The organism is Quadrisphaera granulorum, assembly GCF_003149145.1.
Taxonomy (GTDB): Bacteria; Actinomycetota; Actinomycetes; order Actinomycetales; family Quadrisphaeraceae; genus Quadrisphaera; species Quadrisphaera granulorum.
In genome coordinates this window covers 22,769-36,749 of the sequence record NZ_QGDQ01000007.1, presented here as the reverse complement: position 1 = coordinate 36,749, position 13,981 = coordinate 22,769, and the positions used below count along the sequence as shown (strand labels likewise).

The 13,981-nt window shown below is 71.1% G+C and carries 14 protein-coding genes; 5 read left to right on the top strand and 9 right to left on the bottom strand.

The genetic code is table 11. From position 1 onward, the window contains the following. Positions 1-12 precede the first annotated feature (12 nt). From BXY45_RS07280 to BXY45_RS07260, 5 genes are all read right to left on the bottom strand, one after another. Entirely contained in the window at positions 13-789 is a 777-nt protein-coding gene (locus BXY45_RS07280) for a GltB/FmdC/FwdC-like GXGXG domain-containing protein (protein ID WP_109773671.1), read from the bottom strand. Continuing rightward, entirely contained in the window at positions 777-1,673 is an 897-nt protein-coding gene (locus BXY45_RS07275) for a class II glutamine amidotransferase domain-containing protein (protein WP_109773670.1), read from the bottom strand. The genes BXY45_RS07280 and BXY45_RS07275 overlap by 13 nt, the downstream gene beginning before the upstream one ends. 84 nt (positions 1,674-1,757) lie before the next feature. Further along, positions 1,758-3,149 (bottom strand): type III glutamate--ammonia ligase, encoded by a 1,392-nt coding sequence (gene glnT / locus BXY45_RS07270; protein WP_109773771.1) that lies wholly within the window; start codon positions 3,147-3,149, stop codon positions 1,758-1,760. A 134-nt stretch (positions 3,150-3,283) separates the two neighbouring features. Further along, entirely contained in the window at positions 3,284-4,615 is a 1,332-nt protein-coding gene (locus BXY45_RS07265; RefSeq protein WP_109773669.1) for an ammonium transporter, read from the bottom strand. 198 nt (positions 4,616-4,813) lie between these two features. Next, a complete protein-coding gene (locus BXY45_RS07260) occupies positions 4,814-6,307 on the bottom strand; it encodes an aldehyde dehydrogenase family protein (protein ID WP_109773668.1) in 1,494 nt (497 codons plus the stop codon). Between the two features lie 260 nt (positions 6,308-6,567). Between BXY45_RS07260 and BXY45_RS07255 the strand changes: the two genes are divergently transcribed. Genes BXY45_RS07255 through BXY45_RS07245 form a run of 3 tightly spaced genes read left to right on the top strand, consistent with a single transcriptional unit; the run spans position 6,568 to position 8,629 of the window. Further along, positions 6,568-7,281, top strand: a complete 714-nt coding sequence (locus BXY45_RS07255) for an amino acid synthesis family protein (RefSeq protein WP_109773667.1) — start codon at positions 6,568-6,570, stop codon at positions 7,279-7,281. After that, positions 7,278-7,829, top strand: a complete 552-nt coding sequence (locus BXY45_RS07250) for an amino acid synthesis family protein (protein WP_109773666.1) — start codon at positions 7,278-7,280, stop codon at positions 7,827-7,829. Before BXY45_RS07255 ends, BXY45_RS07250 begins: the two co-directional genes overlap by 4 nt. 47 nt (positions 7,830-7,876) lie before the next feature. Further along, entirely contained in the window at positions 7,877-8,629 is a 753-nt protein-coding gene (locus tag BXY45_RS07245; RefSeq protein WP_211319321.1) for an alpha/beta fold hydrolase, read from the top strand. A 28-nt stretch (positions 8,630-8,657) separates the two neighbouring features. Here BXY45_RS07245 and BXY45_RS07240 read toward each other — a convergent pair whose 3' ends face one another. From BXY45_RS07240 to BXY45_RS07225, 4 genes are all read right to left on the bottom strand, one after another. Beyond that, the gene (locus BXY45_RS07240; protein ID WP_109773770.1) at positions 8,658-9,308 is read right to left on the bottom strand and encodes an FCD domain-containing protein; all 651 of its coding nucleotides are present in this window, start codon (positions 9,306-9,308) and stop codon (positions 8,658-8,660) included. Positions 9,309-9,536: 228 nt separating this feature from the next. Then, entirely contained in the window at positions 9,537-10,085 is a 549-nt protein-coding gene (locus tag BXY45_RS07235) for a flavin reductase family protein (protein ID WP_211319319.1), read from the bottom strand. Continuing rightward, positions 10,085-10,516, bottom strand: coding sequence for an ester cyclase (locus BXY45_RS07230; protein ID WP_109773664.1), 432 nt, complete (start codon positions 10,514-10,516; stop codon positions 10,085-10,087). The genes BXY45_RS07235 and BXY45_RS07230 overlap by 1 nt, the downstream gene beginning before the upstream one ends. A gap of 117 nt (positions 10,517-10,633) precedes the next feature. Then, entirely contained in the window at positions 10,634-12,265 is a 1,632-nt protein-coding gene (locus BXY45_RS07225; protein WP_109773663.1) for a BCCT family transporter, read from the bottom strand. A 235-nt stretch (positions 12,266-12,500) separates the two neighbouring features. On the opposite strand from BXY45_RS07225, the gene BXY45_RS07220 reads away from it, so the two are divergent. Continuing rightward, positions 12,501-12,890 (top strand): tautomerase family protein, encoded by a 390-nt coding sequence (locus BXY45_RS07220; RefSeq protein ID WP_342799521.1) that lies wholly within the window; start codon positions 12,501-12,503, stop codon positions 12,888-12,890. After that, entirely contained in the window at positions 12,887-13,933 is a 1,047-nt protein-coding gene (locus BXY45_RS07215; protein WP_109773661.1) for an LLM class flavin-dependent oxidoreductase, read from the top strand. Before BXY45_RS07220 ends, BXY45_RS07215 begins: the two co-directional genes overlap by 4 nt. The last annotated feature ends 48 nt before the right edge of the window (positions 13,934-13,981 follow it).

Sequence of the window (13,981 nt, the reverse complement as noted above, 5' to 3'; positions counted from 1 at the left end):
GGACGCAGGGGCTCAGTACGCCGAGGCGTTGTCGACGTGGAAGTTGTAGAGCGTGCGCGCCGAGCCGTACCGGGTGAAGGCGGCCGGGTCGTCGTCGCGACCGGCGGCGCGCAGCAGCTCGGTCAGCTCGGCGAGGTGCTCGGGGCGCATCTCCTTGGCGACGCAGTCGGCACCGAGGGACGCGACGCGGCCCTTGACGTAGAGGCGGGCCTCGTAGATGGAGTCGCCCAGGGCGTCACCGGCGTCACCGCACACCACCAGCCGGCCGGCCTGCGCCATGAACGCGCTCATGTGGCCGACGTTGCCGCCCACCACGATGTCGACGCCCTTCATGGAGATGCCGCAGCGCGCCGAGGCGTTGCCGTCGATGACGAGCAGACCGCCGTGCGCGGTGGCCCCGGCCGACTGCGACGCGTCACCGTGGACGTGCACGCGCCCGGACATCATGTTCTCGGCCACGCCGACGCCCGCGCTGCCGTGGATCTCGACGGTCGCGTGCTGGTTCATGCCGGCGCAGTAGTAGCCGGCGGGCCCCTCGATCTCGACGGTGACCGGGCGGTCGAGCCCGGCGGCGATGCTGTGCGTGCCGTCCGGGTTGAGCACCCGCCAGCGCGAGGAGTCACCCTCGGGCAGGGCGTGCAGGGCGGCGTTGAGTTCGCGGACGGTGGCGGTCCGGAGGTCGTGGACGACGACATCGACAGTAGAGCCAGCGGCAGCTGCTCCCGCGTCGTCGTCGTTGATCGTCGAGGTCGGGGCGTCCTCGATGACGGGCGTGCTCAGCGCTCCCATGCGTACACCACTTCCGGCTCGGGCTCGAAGATGCGGGCGGACTCCACGCCGGGCAGCCCGGCGAGGTAGCGGTACTCGGAGGCCATGGCCACCCACGCGTCGGTCTCGGCGATGATCGCGGGTTTGCAGGCGATGGCGTCGCGCACCACGGCGAAGGAGTTCTCGGTGGCGACGAGCAGCGTGTAGAACCCGTCGAACCGCTCGCACAGCAGCCGCAGGGCCTTCTCGACGTCGGCGCCCTCGGCGAGGTGCTTGGCCACGAAGCGAGCGCCGACCTCGGTGTCGTTCTCCGAGTCGAAGACGATGCCCTCGGCCTGCAGCTCGCGGCGGATGGTGGCGTGGTTGGCGAAGGAGCCGTTGTGCACCATGCACTGGTCCGGGCCCACCGAGTACGGGTGCGATCCGGTGCTCGTCACTGCGGACTCGGTGGCCATGCGGGTGTGGGCGACGCCCTGGTAGCCGGTGGCGTCGGCCAGGCGGAAGGTGCTCGCCAGGGCGTCGGGGTGGCCGGTGCCCTTGAGGACGGCGAGGGAGGAGCCGCGGCTGGTGAGCACCGCGCCCGGCAGGGCCGCGCGGACGGCGGCCTCGAGCTGGGCGGTCGGCGCCGGGGCGGAGAAGACGCTGGTCTGCCCCGCGTCGCGGAAGGTGACCGGGCCGACGCCGGCCGCGTCGAGGCGGGCGGCGCCTTCCGCGGCGGACACGGGGGACTCGATGACGCAGACCGTCGAGGTGCCGGCCGGCGTCAGGGACGTGTCTCCGTAGATACCGACGCCGGCGGCGTCGGTGCCGCGCTCGGCGGCCTTGCAGAGCATGGACTGCAGCAGGCTTCCCAGCTGCGCCTGCAGTGCGCTGTCACGCACGTGCAGGCCGGCGATGCCGCACATCAGCGACCTCCGGGGTTCGAAAGGGTGTGTAGTAAGAGTAGCCCAAGTTTCCTGTCAGTGTCCACGTGCTCGGTGCGAGGTGGGTCACACCACCGTGAGGTAACGGTCGACCTCCCAGGCGCTGACCCGGCTGTGCCAGTCGTAGAACTCCTCACGCTTGAGCTGGGCGTAGTAGTCAGCCACCCCCGCCGTGGGGTCGACGGCGTCCAGGACGCCCTTGACCACCGGGTCCGCCTCGAGGAGGTGGACGGCATCGAGCAGCGTGCGCGGCAGCAGGGGAGCGCCCTGGGGGCGCGCGCCCGGGGCGCCCGGGTCGAGGCGGCGCAGCACGCCGTCCAGTCCCGAGCCGAGCGCAGCCGCCACCGCCAGGTGGGCGCTCCCGGCGCCGTCACCGGAGCGCAGCTCCACGCGGTTCGCGTCCGGCACCCGCACCAGGTGCGTCCTGTCGTTGCCGCCGTAGGTGGCCGAGCGAGGCGCCCACGTGGCCCCCGACGCCGTCGAGGTGGCACCCGTGCGCTTGTAGGAGTTGACGGTGGAGGCCAGCAGGCCCTGTAGCGCCGGGGCGTGCGCGAGCAGTCCGGCCACGAAGCCGTACCCGGTGCTCGACAGGCCCAGGCCGTACGGGTCGTCCTCGGTGCCGGCGGGGAAGCGCGGGCCGGGACCGTCGGGGGAGCCCTCGGCGCCCCACAGGGACAGGTGCAGGTGCATGCCGCTGCCGGTGCGGTCTGTGAACGGCTTGGGCATGAACGTGGCCACCATGCCGCGCTGCTCGGCGAGCATCTGGATCACGTAGCGCAGCGTGGTGACGCGGTCGGCCGTGGTGAGCGCGTCGGCGTAGTGGAAGTTCTGCTCGAACTGCCCGTTGCCGTCCTCGTGGTCGCTGGCGTACGGGCCCCACCCGAGCTGCTCCATGACGTCGGAGACCGCGGTGAGGTGCTCGTACATGCGCGTCAGGCCGCGCGCGTCGTAGCAGGGCTGGTCGGCGTCGTCGGCGGTGTCCGCTGTCCGCAGGGTGCCGTCGGCGCCGCGCTGCACGAGGAAGTACTCCACCTCCGCGCCCACCGAGAGGGCGAGACCGTGCTCCGCTGCGCGGCGGATCTGCTTGCGCAGCAGCACCCGCGGTGCAAAGGGGTGGGGGACGCCGTTGACGTGCGGGTCGCACTGCACCATCGCCAGGCCCTCGCGGACGGACGGCAGCGGCGTGTAAGAGGAGACGTCCGGGACGGCGATGAGGTCGGGGTCGGTCGGTACCTGTCCGATCGCACCGGCCGCGTACCCGGCGAAGCCGCAGCCCTCGGCTTCCAGCTCGTCGGCCGCGGCTACCGGCACGAGCTTGGAGCACGGCTTGCCGGACAGGGTGGTGAACGTCGCGAGGATGAAGCGCACGCCGTCGGCGCGGGCCCGGCTCGCCAGTGACTGGGTGGCCGCGGAGGCCACTGGAGTCGAGGTGGCGGTCGAGGGTGCTGTGCTGGGCAGCGTGGTGGCGGGATCGGGCAGCGTGGTGGTCACGGGGTTCCTCCGGGGGCTGTCGTGATCGGAGCGGCGGTGCAGGTAACGCAGTGGGTGGGGGACTGGGGGGCTCGAGCGGCGGGCGTAGCCGGCGCCGCGCGTCAGCCCGTCGTCGTCGTCGTGCGGGTCTCGGGGAGGGCGACCACGCCCGGGTGGGGCAGCGAGCCGCCACCGACCGCCAGGCTGGGCGACAGGTCGTAGGCGGTCTCGGCGTGGAGGGCGTGGTCGACGCCGTCCTCTTCGGCCTCGGCCGACACGCGCAGGCCGAGCGTCGCCTTGAGAGCGAGCGCGATGAGCAGCGTCACCGTGAACGAGTACGCCAGCACCGCGGCAGCGGCGACCGTCTGGGCGCCGAGGAGGGCGAAGCCCCCGCCGTAGAACAGGCCGGCGCGGCCGTTAGGGGCGGCGGGGCTGGCGAGCAGGCCGATGAGGAGGGTGCCGAGGATGCCGCCGACGAGGTGCACGCCGACGACGTCGAGCGCGTCGTCGTAGCCGAAGCGCCGCTTGAGACCGACGGCGAAGGGGCAGACCGCGCCGGCGGCAAGGCCGATGACCATCGCCCCGACGGGGGTGACCGCTCCGCATGAGGGCGTGATGGCCACGAGGCCGGCGATGGCGCCGGATGCGGCGCCCAGGGACGTGGGGTGGCCGTCGCGCAGCTGCTCCACCAGGAGCCAGGCGAGCATCGCGGCGCACGTCGCGGCGAAGGTGGTGAGGAAGACGACGGACGCGGCGTTGCCCGCGGCCAGCGCCGAGCCGGCGTTGAAGCCGAACCAGCCGAACCACAGCACGCCCGCGCCGAGCATGGTGGAGACGAGGTTGTGCGGACGCTCCGGGCGGGCCCAGGAGCGGCGACGGCCCAGCACCAGCACCACGGCGAGCGAGGCGATGCCGGCGTTGATGTGGACGGCGGTGCCACCGGCGTAGTCGACGGCCTTGAGCTGGTTGGCGATCCACCCGCCGACGACGGAGCCGTCGGTCGCGTCGAACGCGAACACCCAGTGCGCCACCGGCAGGTAGACGAGGGTCACCCAGAGCGCGCTGAAGGCCAGCCACGGGCCGAAGCGCATGCGGTCGGCCACCGCGCCGGCGATGAGCGCCACCGTGATGGCCGCGAACAGCGCCTGGAAGGAGGCGACCAGTGCGGGTGGCAGGGTGGCGTCGGACTGCTCGGCCAGGAGCTGGCTGGAGCCGGCGTACTCCTCGAGGTTGCCCAGCAGGCCGAGGCCGCCGTACGAGTTCCCGAAGACCGCGGAGTATCCGTAGAGCACCCAGACGATGCCGGCCACGGCGACCGCCCCGAAGACCATCATCATCATGTTGAGCGTGCTACGGGCGGCGGTCATGCCGCCGTAGAACAGCGCCAGTCCGGGGATCATCAGGCTGACCCCCATCGAGGCGGCGAGGATCCAAGCGGTGCTTCCGGTGTCCATGAGCGACCTCCAGGACTGTCGGCCGGCGACCTGCGCCGCGCCTACTGACAGAAGACTGTGTTGCCCATCAGTAGACATCTGAGAGGTGTCGCGGCCGTGTCCTTGTGTGTCGCCCGTGTTACGGCACTGTCTCGCGCCGGTCAGACGGCCCGGTCAGGCATCCTGCGGGCGGCTCGGTGAGCGGGCGGTGGGGCTGCGTCAGTCGAGTGCGTCGAAAACCGATTTGGTCTCCAGGAACAGGTCGAGGCCCTCGGGGCCGAGCTCGCGACCCCAGCCGGACTGCTTGTACCCACCGGTGGGCATGGTGACCTCCGGCCAGGCGTGCACGTTGATGCCCACCCGGCCGGCGCGCAGCGACCAGGCCACCGTCCGGGCGGTGCTCGCGTCGCGGGTCCACACGCTCCCGGCCAGGCCGTAGGGACTGTCGTTGGCCTGGGTGATGACGTCGTCGGTGTCCGTGAAGGACATCACCGCCAGCACCGGACCGAAGATCTCCTCGCGCACGGCGGTCATCCGGGGTGTGGCGCCCACGAGGACGGTCGGCTCCACGAAGTAGCCGCGCTCCGAGGTGCTGCCACCGGTCGCCAGGGATCCGCCCTCGGCGAGGCCCGACTGCACGTAGCCCATGACGGTGTCGCGCTGGCGCCGGGAGATGAGCGGGCCCATCTGCGCCCGAGGGTCGGTGCAGTACCCGACGGTGGTGCGCTCGGCGATGTCGACGATGCCGGCCACCACCTCGTCGTGCACCGACTCGTGGACGAACAGGCGCGAGCCTGCGGTGCAGACCTGGCCGCTGTTGGTGAAGATGGCGGCCGCCGCGCCGGGGATGGCGCGCTCGAGGTCGGCGTCGCCGAAGACGATGACAGGTGACTTGCCGCCCAGCTCCAGGCTCACCTTCTTGAGGTTGCCCGTGGCGGCGCGGGCGATGGCGCGGCCCACCTCGGTGGAGCCGGTGAAGGCCACCTTGTCGACGTCGGGGTGCTCGGCCAGGCGTGCGCCGACGACGGACCCCACGCCCGTGATGACGTTCAGCACGCCGTCGGGGACGCCGGCCTCCTGCAGCACCTCCGCGAGCAGCAGCGCGGTCAGCGGGGTCTCCTCGGCGGGCTTGAGGATGCAGGTGCACCCAGCCGCGAGGGCCGGGGCGAGCTTCCAGGCGGCCATGCCGAGGGGGGCGTTCCAGGGGACGACGAGTGCGGCGACGCCGACCGGCTCGCGCCGCGTGTACGTGTGGAAGCGACGGTCGCCGTTCCACGACTCCGAGGAGCGGCCGGTGACCTTGTCGGCCCAGCCGGCGTAGTAGCGGAACGTGCGGGCCGCGTCCGGCAGAGCCCTACCGAGAGCCATGCTCAGGGGCATTCCCTGGTTGCGGCTCTCAACGCCCGCGAACAGGGAGGCCCGCTCGTCGAGGAGGTCCGCCGCCCGGAAGAGCACCTCGGCGCGCCGCTGGGGTGGCAGTCCGACCCAGCGGCGGGTGTCGTCGAAGGCGGCACGCGCCGCGGCCACGGCGCGGTCTGCGTCGTCGATGGTGGCGGAGGGGACGCGGGCGATCACCTCGCCCGTGCCCGGATCTTCCACCGCGAGCTCCTCGCCGGAGGACGAGCCCACCCACGCGCCGTTCACGAGCATCTGCCACGAGCTGCGGGGCAGCTCCGGAGCGGGGGTGGTCTCCACGGGGTGGAGCAGGCTCATCTCGTGACTCCTCGAGGTTGTCGCTCGGCCGCGAGACGTCGCCCTGCGCGGGCGTTGGCGGCCCTCCTGGCGGAGACTGGCATGCCAGTTCCGGCATCGTCAATGGGGTCCATGCAGTTCCGGCGATGCTGTTCTGGCCGGGCATTGCCGGGTTGTGCTGCGGTGCGTTGACGGGTGCGTGGGTGCCGGTTAGCGTGCTGTGGCATACCAGAGACCCGCTGGCGGGTCGCATCACCGGCACCCGGGAGAAGAGGACGCACATGGCAGCTGGGACGGCGCTCGCGCCCGCACCTGAGCTCGACCTCGCGCGCGCGGTGCAGGCCGCCGGCGCGGTGCTGCGCAAGGTGGTCGTGCACGAGGACGAGGTGCTCCGCGAGGGCGGCCTCGTCGTCGACGGGCTCGTCCGTCGTGTGGCCGCCGCCGCGGTGATCCGCAACCCCTGGGTAGGGCGCGGCCACGTTGCCGACCTCGCCCCCGCCGTCGCCGCCACGGCCCCGCTCGTCGCGCGGGCGCTCGCGCACCTGCTCCTCGACGCCGCCGGCGGAGCCCACCGCGTCGAGGCCTTCGGCAAGGCGGTCGTCGTGGGTCTGGACGGTGAGGCCGAGCACGGAGCCGCCTTCATCCACACCCCCTACTTCGGTGACGTGCTCCGGTGGGCCACGGAGGGAACCTCGATCATCGCCTTCTCGGAGGCACGCGGTGATGCTGGCGAGACCATCACCGTGCCGATGTGGCACAAGACCGCGGCGGCCACCCGGTCCCACTACCAAAGCGTCCAGGTGCGCGTCCCTGACGCGCCGCGCCGCGACGAGCTGGTGCTGGTCGCCGCGGTCTCCACGTCCGCGCGTCCGCGTGCCCGCATCGGCGACCGCACCACCGACGCACCGTTCGACCCGAGCGACCCGGCCGCCTACGGCCACGGCAATGGCGATACGGGTACAAGCAGTGACAGCACCGCAGGAGGCGCAGCGTGAACGTCCGAAAGATCAGCACCATCACCGAGCTCGTCTTCACAGAAGGCGGCCGCGCTGTGCCCGCGCCGGTGCGTACCGCCGTCGTCCTCGCCGTCATCGAGAACCCGTGGGCCGGCCAGGGCTTCGTGCAGGACCTCGCACCGGGCATCGACTCTGTTGCCTCCGACCTTGGTGCACTGCTAGCGCCGCGTGTGGTCGAGGCGCTCGGCGCCCCGGTCGAGGCCTACGGCAAGGCCGCCATCGTGGGGCTGGACGGCGAGGTGGAGCACGGCTCGGCCCTCATCCACACCTTGAAGTTCGGCGACCACTTCCGGAAGGCGGCCTCGGCCACCACGCTGCTGCCCGCCGTCGAGAAACGAGCCCCCGCCGGAGCCACCTTCGACATCCCGCTCAAGCACATCACCGACGCGACGATCCGTTCGCACCACCAGTCCATCGAGGTCCGCCTCGGTGACGCTCCCCGTCCGGACGAGATCATCATCGGCCTGGCAGCGGCGGCCCAGGGGCGTCCGCAGGCGCGCCTGGCACCGCTCAGCTCCGAGCAGTGACGAGCGCAGTGACGAGCCCCAAGACAGGCGCAGTGACGAGCCCGGTTGTGAGTGCAGGGGGGCTGGCCGGCGAGGTGCACGGGAACGGGCCCGACATCCTGCTCCTGCACGGCGTGGGGCTCGACCGGCGCATGTGGGACCGCGTCTGGCCCGAGCTGGCCCGCACGCACCGGGTTCACCTCGTGGACCTGCCCGGTCACGGCGGCTCCGGCCCCGTCAGGCGGGGCAGCACCCTGGCTGACATCGCGCAGCGCGTGGCCGACGCCATGCCGGCCCCGGGGCACGTCGTCGGGTTCTCCCTGGGCGGCCTCGTCGCGCAGGAGCTCGCGCTGGACCACCCGGAGCTCGTGACCCGGCTCAGTCTCGTGAGCACGGTGGCCGACCGGACCGCCGACCAGCGGCGCGCGGTGCTGGCGCGGCTGCAGGCGGCCACGGACGACTTCGAGGCATCGGCCCGCGCGTCGGTCGACCGGTGGTTCAGCGCCGCGTGGCACGAGCGCGAGCCCGACCTCGCGGACGAGGTGCTGAAGGTGCTCCTCTCCAACGACCGCGAGTCCTACCTCGCCTGCTACGAGGTGTTCGCGCGTGCTGACGAGGAGCTGTGGCCCCGACTCGCCCAGATCAGCGCGCCGACCGTGGTGGTCACCGGTGAGGACGACGGCGGCTCGACCCCGGCCATGACCCGTGCTCTGGCCGCGGCCGTGCCGGACGCGCGCGCCGTCGTCGTCCCCAACACGCGGCACCTGCTGCCGCTGGAGCGACCGCAGGAACTGCTCGAGGTGCTCCTCAGGCAGGGTTGAGCGTGCTAGCCGGTCAGCCGCAGACCGGTCAGCTGCGGGGAGACGTGGCGGCGTTCAGCCCGATGAGGACGGCACGCTGGCTGGCCCGCACGTGCTCGCGCATCACCTGCTCGGCGCTGTCGCCGTCCTTGGCGCGGATGAGGTCGAGCACCTGGTGGTGCTCCTGGTCGGACTTCGAGGGCCGCCCGGGCTGGCTCAGGGACGTCCTTACCAGGCGCGCGTAGGCAAGCTGGTTCATGAGGGTCCGGTAGTGGCTCTGCAGCTTCCGGTTGTCCGATCCCTGCACCAGCAGGTCGTGGAAGTCGAGCACCAGCTCGGCGTACCGCGCGTGCTGACCGGCCGCTACGGCGCGGTCAGCTTCGACGAGGTTGGCTTCGAGAAGGTCGAGCTCGGCGACCTGGCCGCGCTGCGCCAGGAGCCGGGCGGCGGCGCCCTCGAGGACCTCCTTCATGACGAACAGCTCCACGACCTCGCGGCGTGACGGCTCGGTGACGAACGTGCCGACGCGGGGCCTGATCTCGACGAGGCCCTCGGTCTGGAGCTGCTTGAGCGCTTCGCGCACCGGGGTGCGGCTGACGCCGAAGTCTTCGGCGAGGGCCAGCTCCGACAGGCTCTCGCCGGCGGCGAAGTCACCGCTGGTGATGCGTCGGCGCATCTCTGCGATGACCCGCGCCTGCATGCTCGCGCCGGGGCTCGCGGTGTCTTCGGACAAGCTCACGAGGTCAGTCTCTCCGATCGCTGGACGATGGACGATGGACGACGCAGCCGTCGAGGAGGCAGAGCCGGATGCTCCCTGTCGCTCACTCGGACGCACTCTCCCCGGTGACGATCAAGGACGTTGTACGCGGCCAGCGTGCACAACGTCCTTGATCGTCACCGGGGGGCGGAGGTCAGGGGGAGCCGATGGTCAGGTGAGTTGGACGAGCTGGTCGCCGTCGTAGAACTTGCCGCCCTGCTGGTAGACCATCGGGGGCAGGTTGGTGGTCTCGGCGTGGACGACGCGGCCGATGAACACCGAGTGGGTGCTGGCCCGCAGCCGCTCGCGGATCTGTACCTCGATGCGGGCCGAGCTGTTCTGGAGCAGCGGGCTGCCGTGCGGCCCCGCGATCCAGTCGAGTCCGGCGAACTTGTCGTCGGACTTGCTCGCGAAGCGCCGCACCACCTCGAGCTGGTCGGTGGACAGGATGTTGATGGCCAGGTGCTCGGAGCGGAACAGGCTGTCGTGCGTCGACGAGGTGTGCTGCACGCACACCAGCACCGTCGCCGGGTCGACGGAGATGCTGGTGAAGGAGCTTGCGGCCAGGCCCCTCGGCGTGCCGTCGTCGTCGACGGTCACCACCGTCACCCCGGTGATGAAGCGCCGGTTGACCTGCTTCATGAGATCGGGGTCGATCGCGTTCACCGTGTTGACCCCCGGTGTTGTCATGGTCGCTGCTCCCAGCGTGGTCATCGTCATCAGGCGTCCTGTCCGATCGAGATGATGCCCAGCGCGGACAGCAGCGACCGCGGGTCCCAGGTCACGTCCTCCCGGACGATGCGGCCGCCCTCGAAGCGGGCGAAGGTCGCGCCGGAGACCTCCACGCGGCGGTGCGTGGGCGGAACTCCCAGGAAGGAGTGCGCGTGGGTGCCGGAGCTGCGCCAGCGGATGGCGGCGCGGTCTCCCGAGACGACCACGTCGTCGACGGTGGTGGTGAAGTCGGGGAACGCCGTGCGGGTGGCGGTGACGGTGGCCTTGTAACCGTCGAGGTCAAGGCCGTCGTCCTGCGGGCCGGTGAGCCGGCGGTAGGTGGGCGCGAGCAGCTCGTCGAAGGCGTCGACGTCGCCGTGGTCCCAGGCCGCTGCCCAGACGCGTGTGATGAGCGCGGCGCGGTCGTCGTCGTCAGTCATGGTCCTTCGCTCTCCCGCCTCGCCGCCCGGCGGGGGCCGGGCGGCGAGGCGCTGGTCGGGTGAGTGCGGTCGGGAATCTGCAGTGGGGAATCTGCAGTGGGGAATCTGCGGTCGGCGTCAGACGGTGGGGGAGCTGTCCGACGGCGACTTCGTGAGGGCGGCTGCCGCCTCGCTGAGCTGCCGGTCGGTGTGCAGGTCCTTGTAGAACGCCACGGACAGTCCGGCGATGATCAGCAGGAACGGCAACGACGTGACGATGACGGTGTTCTGCAGGGCCGAGAGACCACCGGCGAACATGAGGACCACGGCCGTGACTCCGGTCAGCACGCCCCACAGGATGAGGATCGAGCGGCGGGGGGCCAGCGACCCGTTCGAGGTCATCATCCCGAGGACGTAGGTGTTGGCGTCCGCCCCGGAGACGAAGAACATGATCACCAGAATGATGGCGATGACCGAGGTGACCTGCGACAGCGGGAAGTAGCCGAGCATGGCGAAGAAGGCGCTGTTGATGTCCGCCGTGGTCTGCTTGGCGATGTCGCCGCCCTGGAACATGTCGACGTGGATGGCGCTGCCGCCGAAGACGGTGAACCAGGTGAAGAAGACCACGCTGGGGACCACGAGCACGCCGCTGATGAAGCCGCGGACGGTGCGGCCGCGGGAGATGCGGGCCAGGAAGACACCCACGAAGGCCCCCCATGAGACCCACCACGCCATCATGAAGTAGGTCCACCACTGCATCCACTCCAGGCCGCCGAAGGCGGTGCCCTGCAGGCTCATGCGGAAGAAGTCGGTGGCCCAGGTGCCCAGTGACTCGATGTAGAGGTTGGCCAGGAAGACGGTGGGGCCGACCACCAGCATGAACACGAACAGCGCGATGGCGAGGCCGGCGCTGCCCTGGCTGAGGTACTTGATGCCCTTGCTCACGCCGGTGACCGCCGACAGCGTGAAGATGGCGGTCACCGCGGCGATGATCACTACCTGGGTGACGGAGCTGACCGGGACACCGAAGACCCTGAACAGCCCGTTGTTCACCTGCAGGGCGCCTAGGCCGAGGGAGGTGGTGGTGCCGAACAGGGTGGAGAACACCGCGAGTACGTCGATGACCTTGCCGGTCAGCCCGTTGGCCCGGCGCTCTCCGATGAGGGGCACGAACAGCTGGCTCACCAGCGTGCGGCGGCCCTTGCGGAAGGTGCTGTAGGCCATGGCCAGGCCGAAGACGGCGAAGATCGCCCAGGCCTGCAGGCCCCAGTCGAAGTAGGAGTACTGCATCGCCCTCACGGCGGCTTCCGGCGTGCCGGGCTGAGCGAGCCCGTGAGGCGGTGTGGCGAAGTGGGAGATGGGCTCGGCAACCCCGTAGGAGACCAGGCCGATGCCCATCACCGCCGAGAGGATCATGGCGAACCACGTGATGGTGGAGAACTCCGGGCGGTCGGTGTCCTTGCCGAGGCGCATGGCGCCGGCCGGGCTGAACGCCAGGAAGACCAGGAACACCACCAGGGCCAGCGTCACCAGCAGGTAGCTCCAACCGAACGTGGCGGTGACCCAGTTCAGCGACGCGTTGGTGACGTCGGAGAGGTTCTTGGTGAAGAAGACCCCCCAGATGACGAACGTGGCCGAGAGTGCCACCGACGCCCAGAAGACGGAGCCGAGGCGCCCTTCGCTGGCGGGTGGCGGCGCGCTGCCGTCGGGTGGGAGCGCTGTGCTGGGGGGCAGGGAGACGGCTGGCCGCTCGCCGAGGTCACTGGACATGGCTCTCCTTCAGGGGGAATGGCGACGGCGCCGTCCGGTCCTGGTATGCCAGCGGACGCTAGACGGGGGCCGTCAACCTGTCAACGAGTGGAGGAGCTGGTACTGCAGCCGGGTGCGCCCCGGCGGGGTCCCGGTCCCTTGGATCCCGCTCGATCCTGCGAGATGTGCAGGTGGATGCGGTGCTCTAGGGGACCGGTGAGTCGCAGAGTAGGGCGGGTCTCGCGATCGTGGGGCGTTGTGTGGCAGATCCGTCTTGACGGCTCTTCGCGGCACTGCCTACCGTTCCTTGCATGCCACAGACGGTGCGTCGATCTGCCGAGGGAATGCCATGCCGCTGGTGGAGGTGAGCCTCGCCGAAGGGCGCAGCGCAGCCCAGGTGCGCGCTCTCGTGCACGAGGTGCACATCGCCGTGGTGCGCTCCCTCGGAGCCGATCCCGACAACGTCACCGTGCTCGTCCGCGAGATCCCGCGCAGCCACTGGGCGCGCGCCGACATCACGATCGCCGAGCGAGACCTCGCGGCGGCAGCGGCGGAGCGCCCGCCTTCTCGGCACACTGCCGCTCCCAGCACGTCCGGTGCTCCCCGTCCATCCGACACCCACCCCTCACCCGTGGAGGCACCATGAGGTTCTCGTTGTTCGTGCACATGGAGCGCTGGGACGAATCAGTGAGCCACGAGCAGGCCTTCGCCGATCTCACCGAGCTCGTGCTCATGGCGGAGGCCGGCGGGTTCGGAACCGTGTGGATCGGTGAGCACCACGCGATGGAGTTCACTGTCAGCCCCAGCCCGATGCCGCAGCTGGCCTACCTGGCCGCCAAGACCAGCACCATCCGCCTCGGCGCCGGCACGATCATCGCTCCGTTCTGGAACCCGATCCGCGTGGCGGGGGAGTGCGCGCTGCTCGACGTCATCAGCGGCGGGCGCATGGAGGTGGGCCTGGCCCGCGGCGCCTACCAGTACGAGTTCGACAGGATGACCCCCGGCCTCGCGGCCAGCGACGGCGGCAAGCACCTGCGCGAGCTGGTGCCCGCGGTCAAGGCCCTGTGGGCCGGTGACTACGCCCACGACGGCGAGCTGTGGCAGTTCCCGACCTCCACCAGCGTGCCGTCGCCCGTGCAGACGCCCGGTCCGCCGGTCTGGATCGCCGCCCGTGACCCCGCCTCGCACGACTTCGCCGTCGCCCACGGCTGCAACGTCATGGTCACGCCCCTCATGAAGGGCGACGAAGAGGTGGTCGCGCTGCGCGACAAGTTCGAGGCGGCGCTCGCGGCGCACCCCGACGTGCCCCGGCCCGACCTCATGGTGCTGCGCCACACCCACGTGCACTCCGAGAGCGACCCGGACGGGTGGCGCCCCGCCGCCGAAGCCGTCGCGCGCTACTACCGCACCTTCGATGCCTGGTTCGGCAACCAGGAAGCTCCCGTGAAGGGCTTTCTGCCGCCCAGCCCGGGGGAGAAGTTCGCCGAGCGGCCCGAATTCGAGCTCGACTCACTGCACCGGACCGCGATGATCGGCACCCCGGCCGAGGTGGTGCGGCGCATCAAGGAGTACGAGCAGCTGGGCGTCGACGAGTACAGCTTCTGGATCGACAACGGCATGACCCACGAGGAGAAGCGCGCGTCCCTGCAGCTGTTCATCGAGGAGGTCGTCCCCGCCTTCGGGGGCTGACGTCGCGGACCGACCTGAGGGGCGCCTGGGCCTAGCCGGGTTCAGGCG

What these genes read in the sequence shown, in the direction of transcription:
- BXY45_RS07215 (WP_109773661.1), top strand. Translation starts at nt 12,887, where the DNA reads ATGAGGTTCTCGTTGTTCGTGCACATGGAGCGCTGGGACGAATCAGTG.
- BXY45_RS07265 (WP_109773669.1), bottom strand. Translation starts at nt 4,615, where the DNA reads ATGGACACCGGAAGCACCGCTTGGATCCTCGCCGCCTCGATGGGGGTC.
- BXY45_RS07230 (WP_109773664.1), bottom strand. Translation starts at nt 10,516, where the DNA reads ATGACTGACGACGACGACCGCGCCGCGCTCATCACACGCGTCTGGGCA.
- BXY45_RS07280 (WP_109773671.1), bottom strand. Translation starts at nt 789, where the DNA reads ATGGGAGCGCTGAGCACGCCCGTCATCGAGGACGCCCCGACCTCGACG.
- BXY45_RS07255 (WP_109773667.1), top strand. Translation starts at nt 6,568, where the DNA reads ATGGCAGCTGGGACGGCGCTCGCGCCCGCACCTGAGCTCGACCTCGCG.
- BXY45_RS07275 (WP_109773670.1), bottom strand. Translation starts at nt 1,673, where the DNA reads ATGTGCGGCATCGCCGGCCTGCACGTGCGTGACAGCGCACTGCAGGCG.
- BXY45_RS07240 (WP_109773770.1), bottom strand. Translation starts at nt 9,308, where the DNA reads ATGCAGGCGCGGGTCATCGCAGAGATGCGCCGACGCATCACCAGCGGT.
- BXY45_RS07260 (WP_109773668.1), bottom strand. Translation starts at nt 6,307, where the DNA reads ATGAGCCTGCTCCACCCCGTGGAGACCACCCCCGCTCCGGAGCTGCCC.
- BXY45_RS07235 (WP_211319319.1), bottom strand. Translation starts at nt 10,085, where the DNA reads ATGACGATGACCACGCTGGGAGCAGCGACCATGACAACACCGGGGGTC.
- BXY45_RS07225 (WP_109773663.1), bottom strand. Translation starts at nt 12,265, where the DNA reads ATGTCCAGTGACCTCGGCGAGCGGCCAGCCGTCTCCCTGCCCCCCAGC.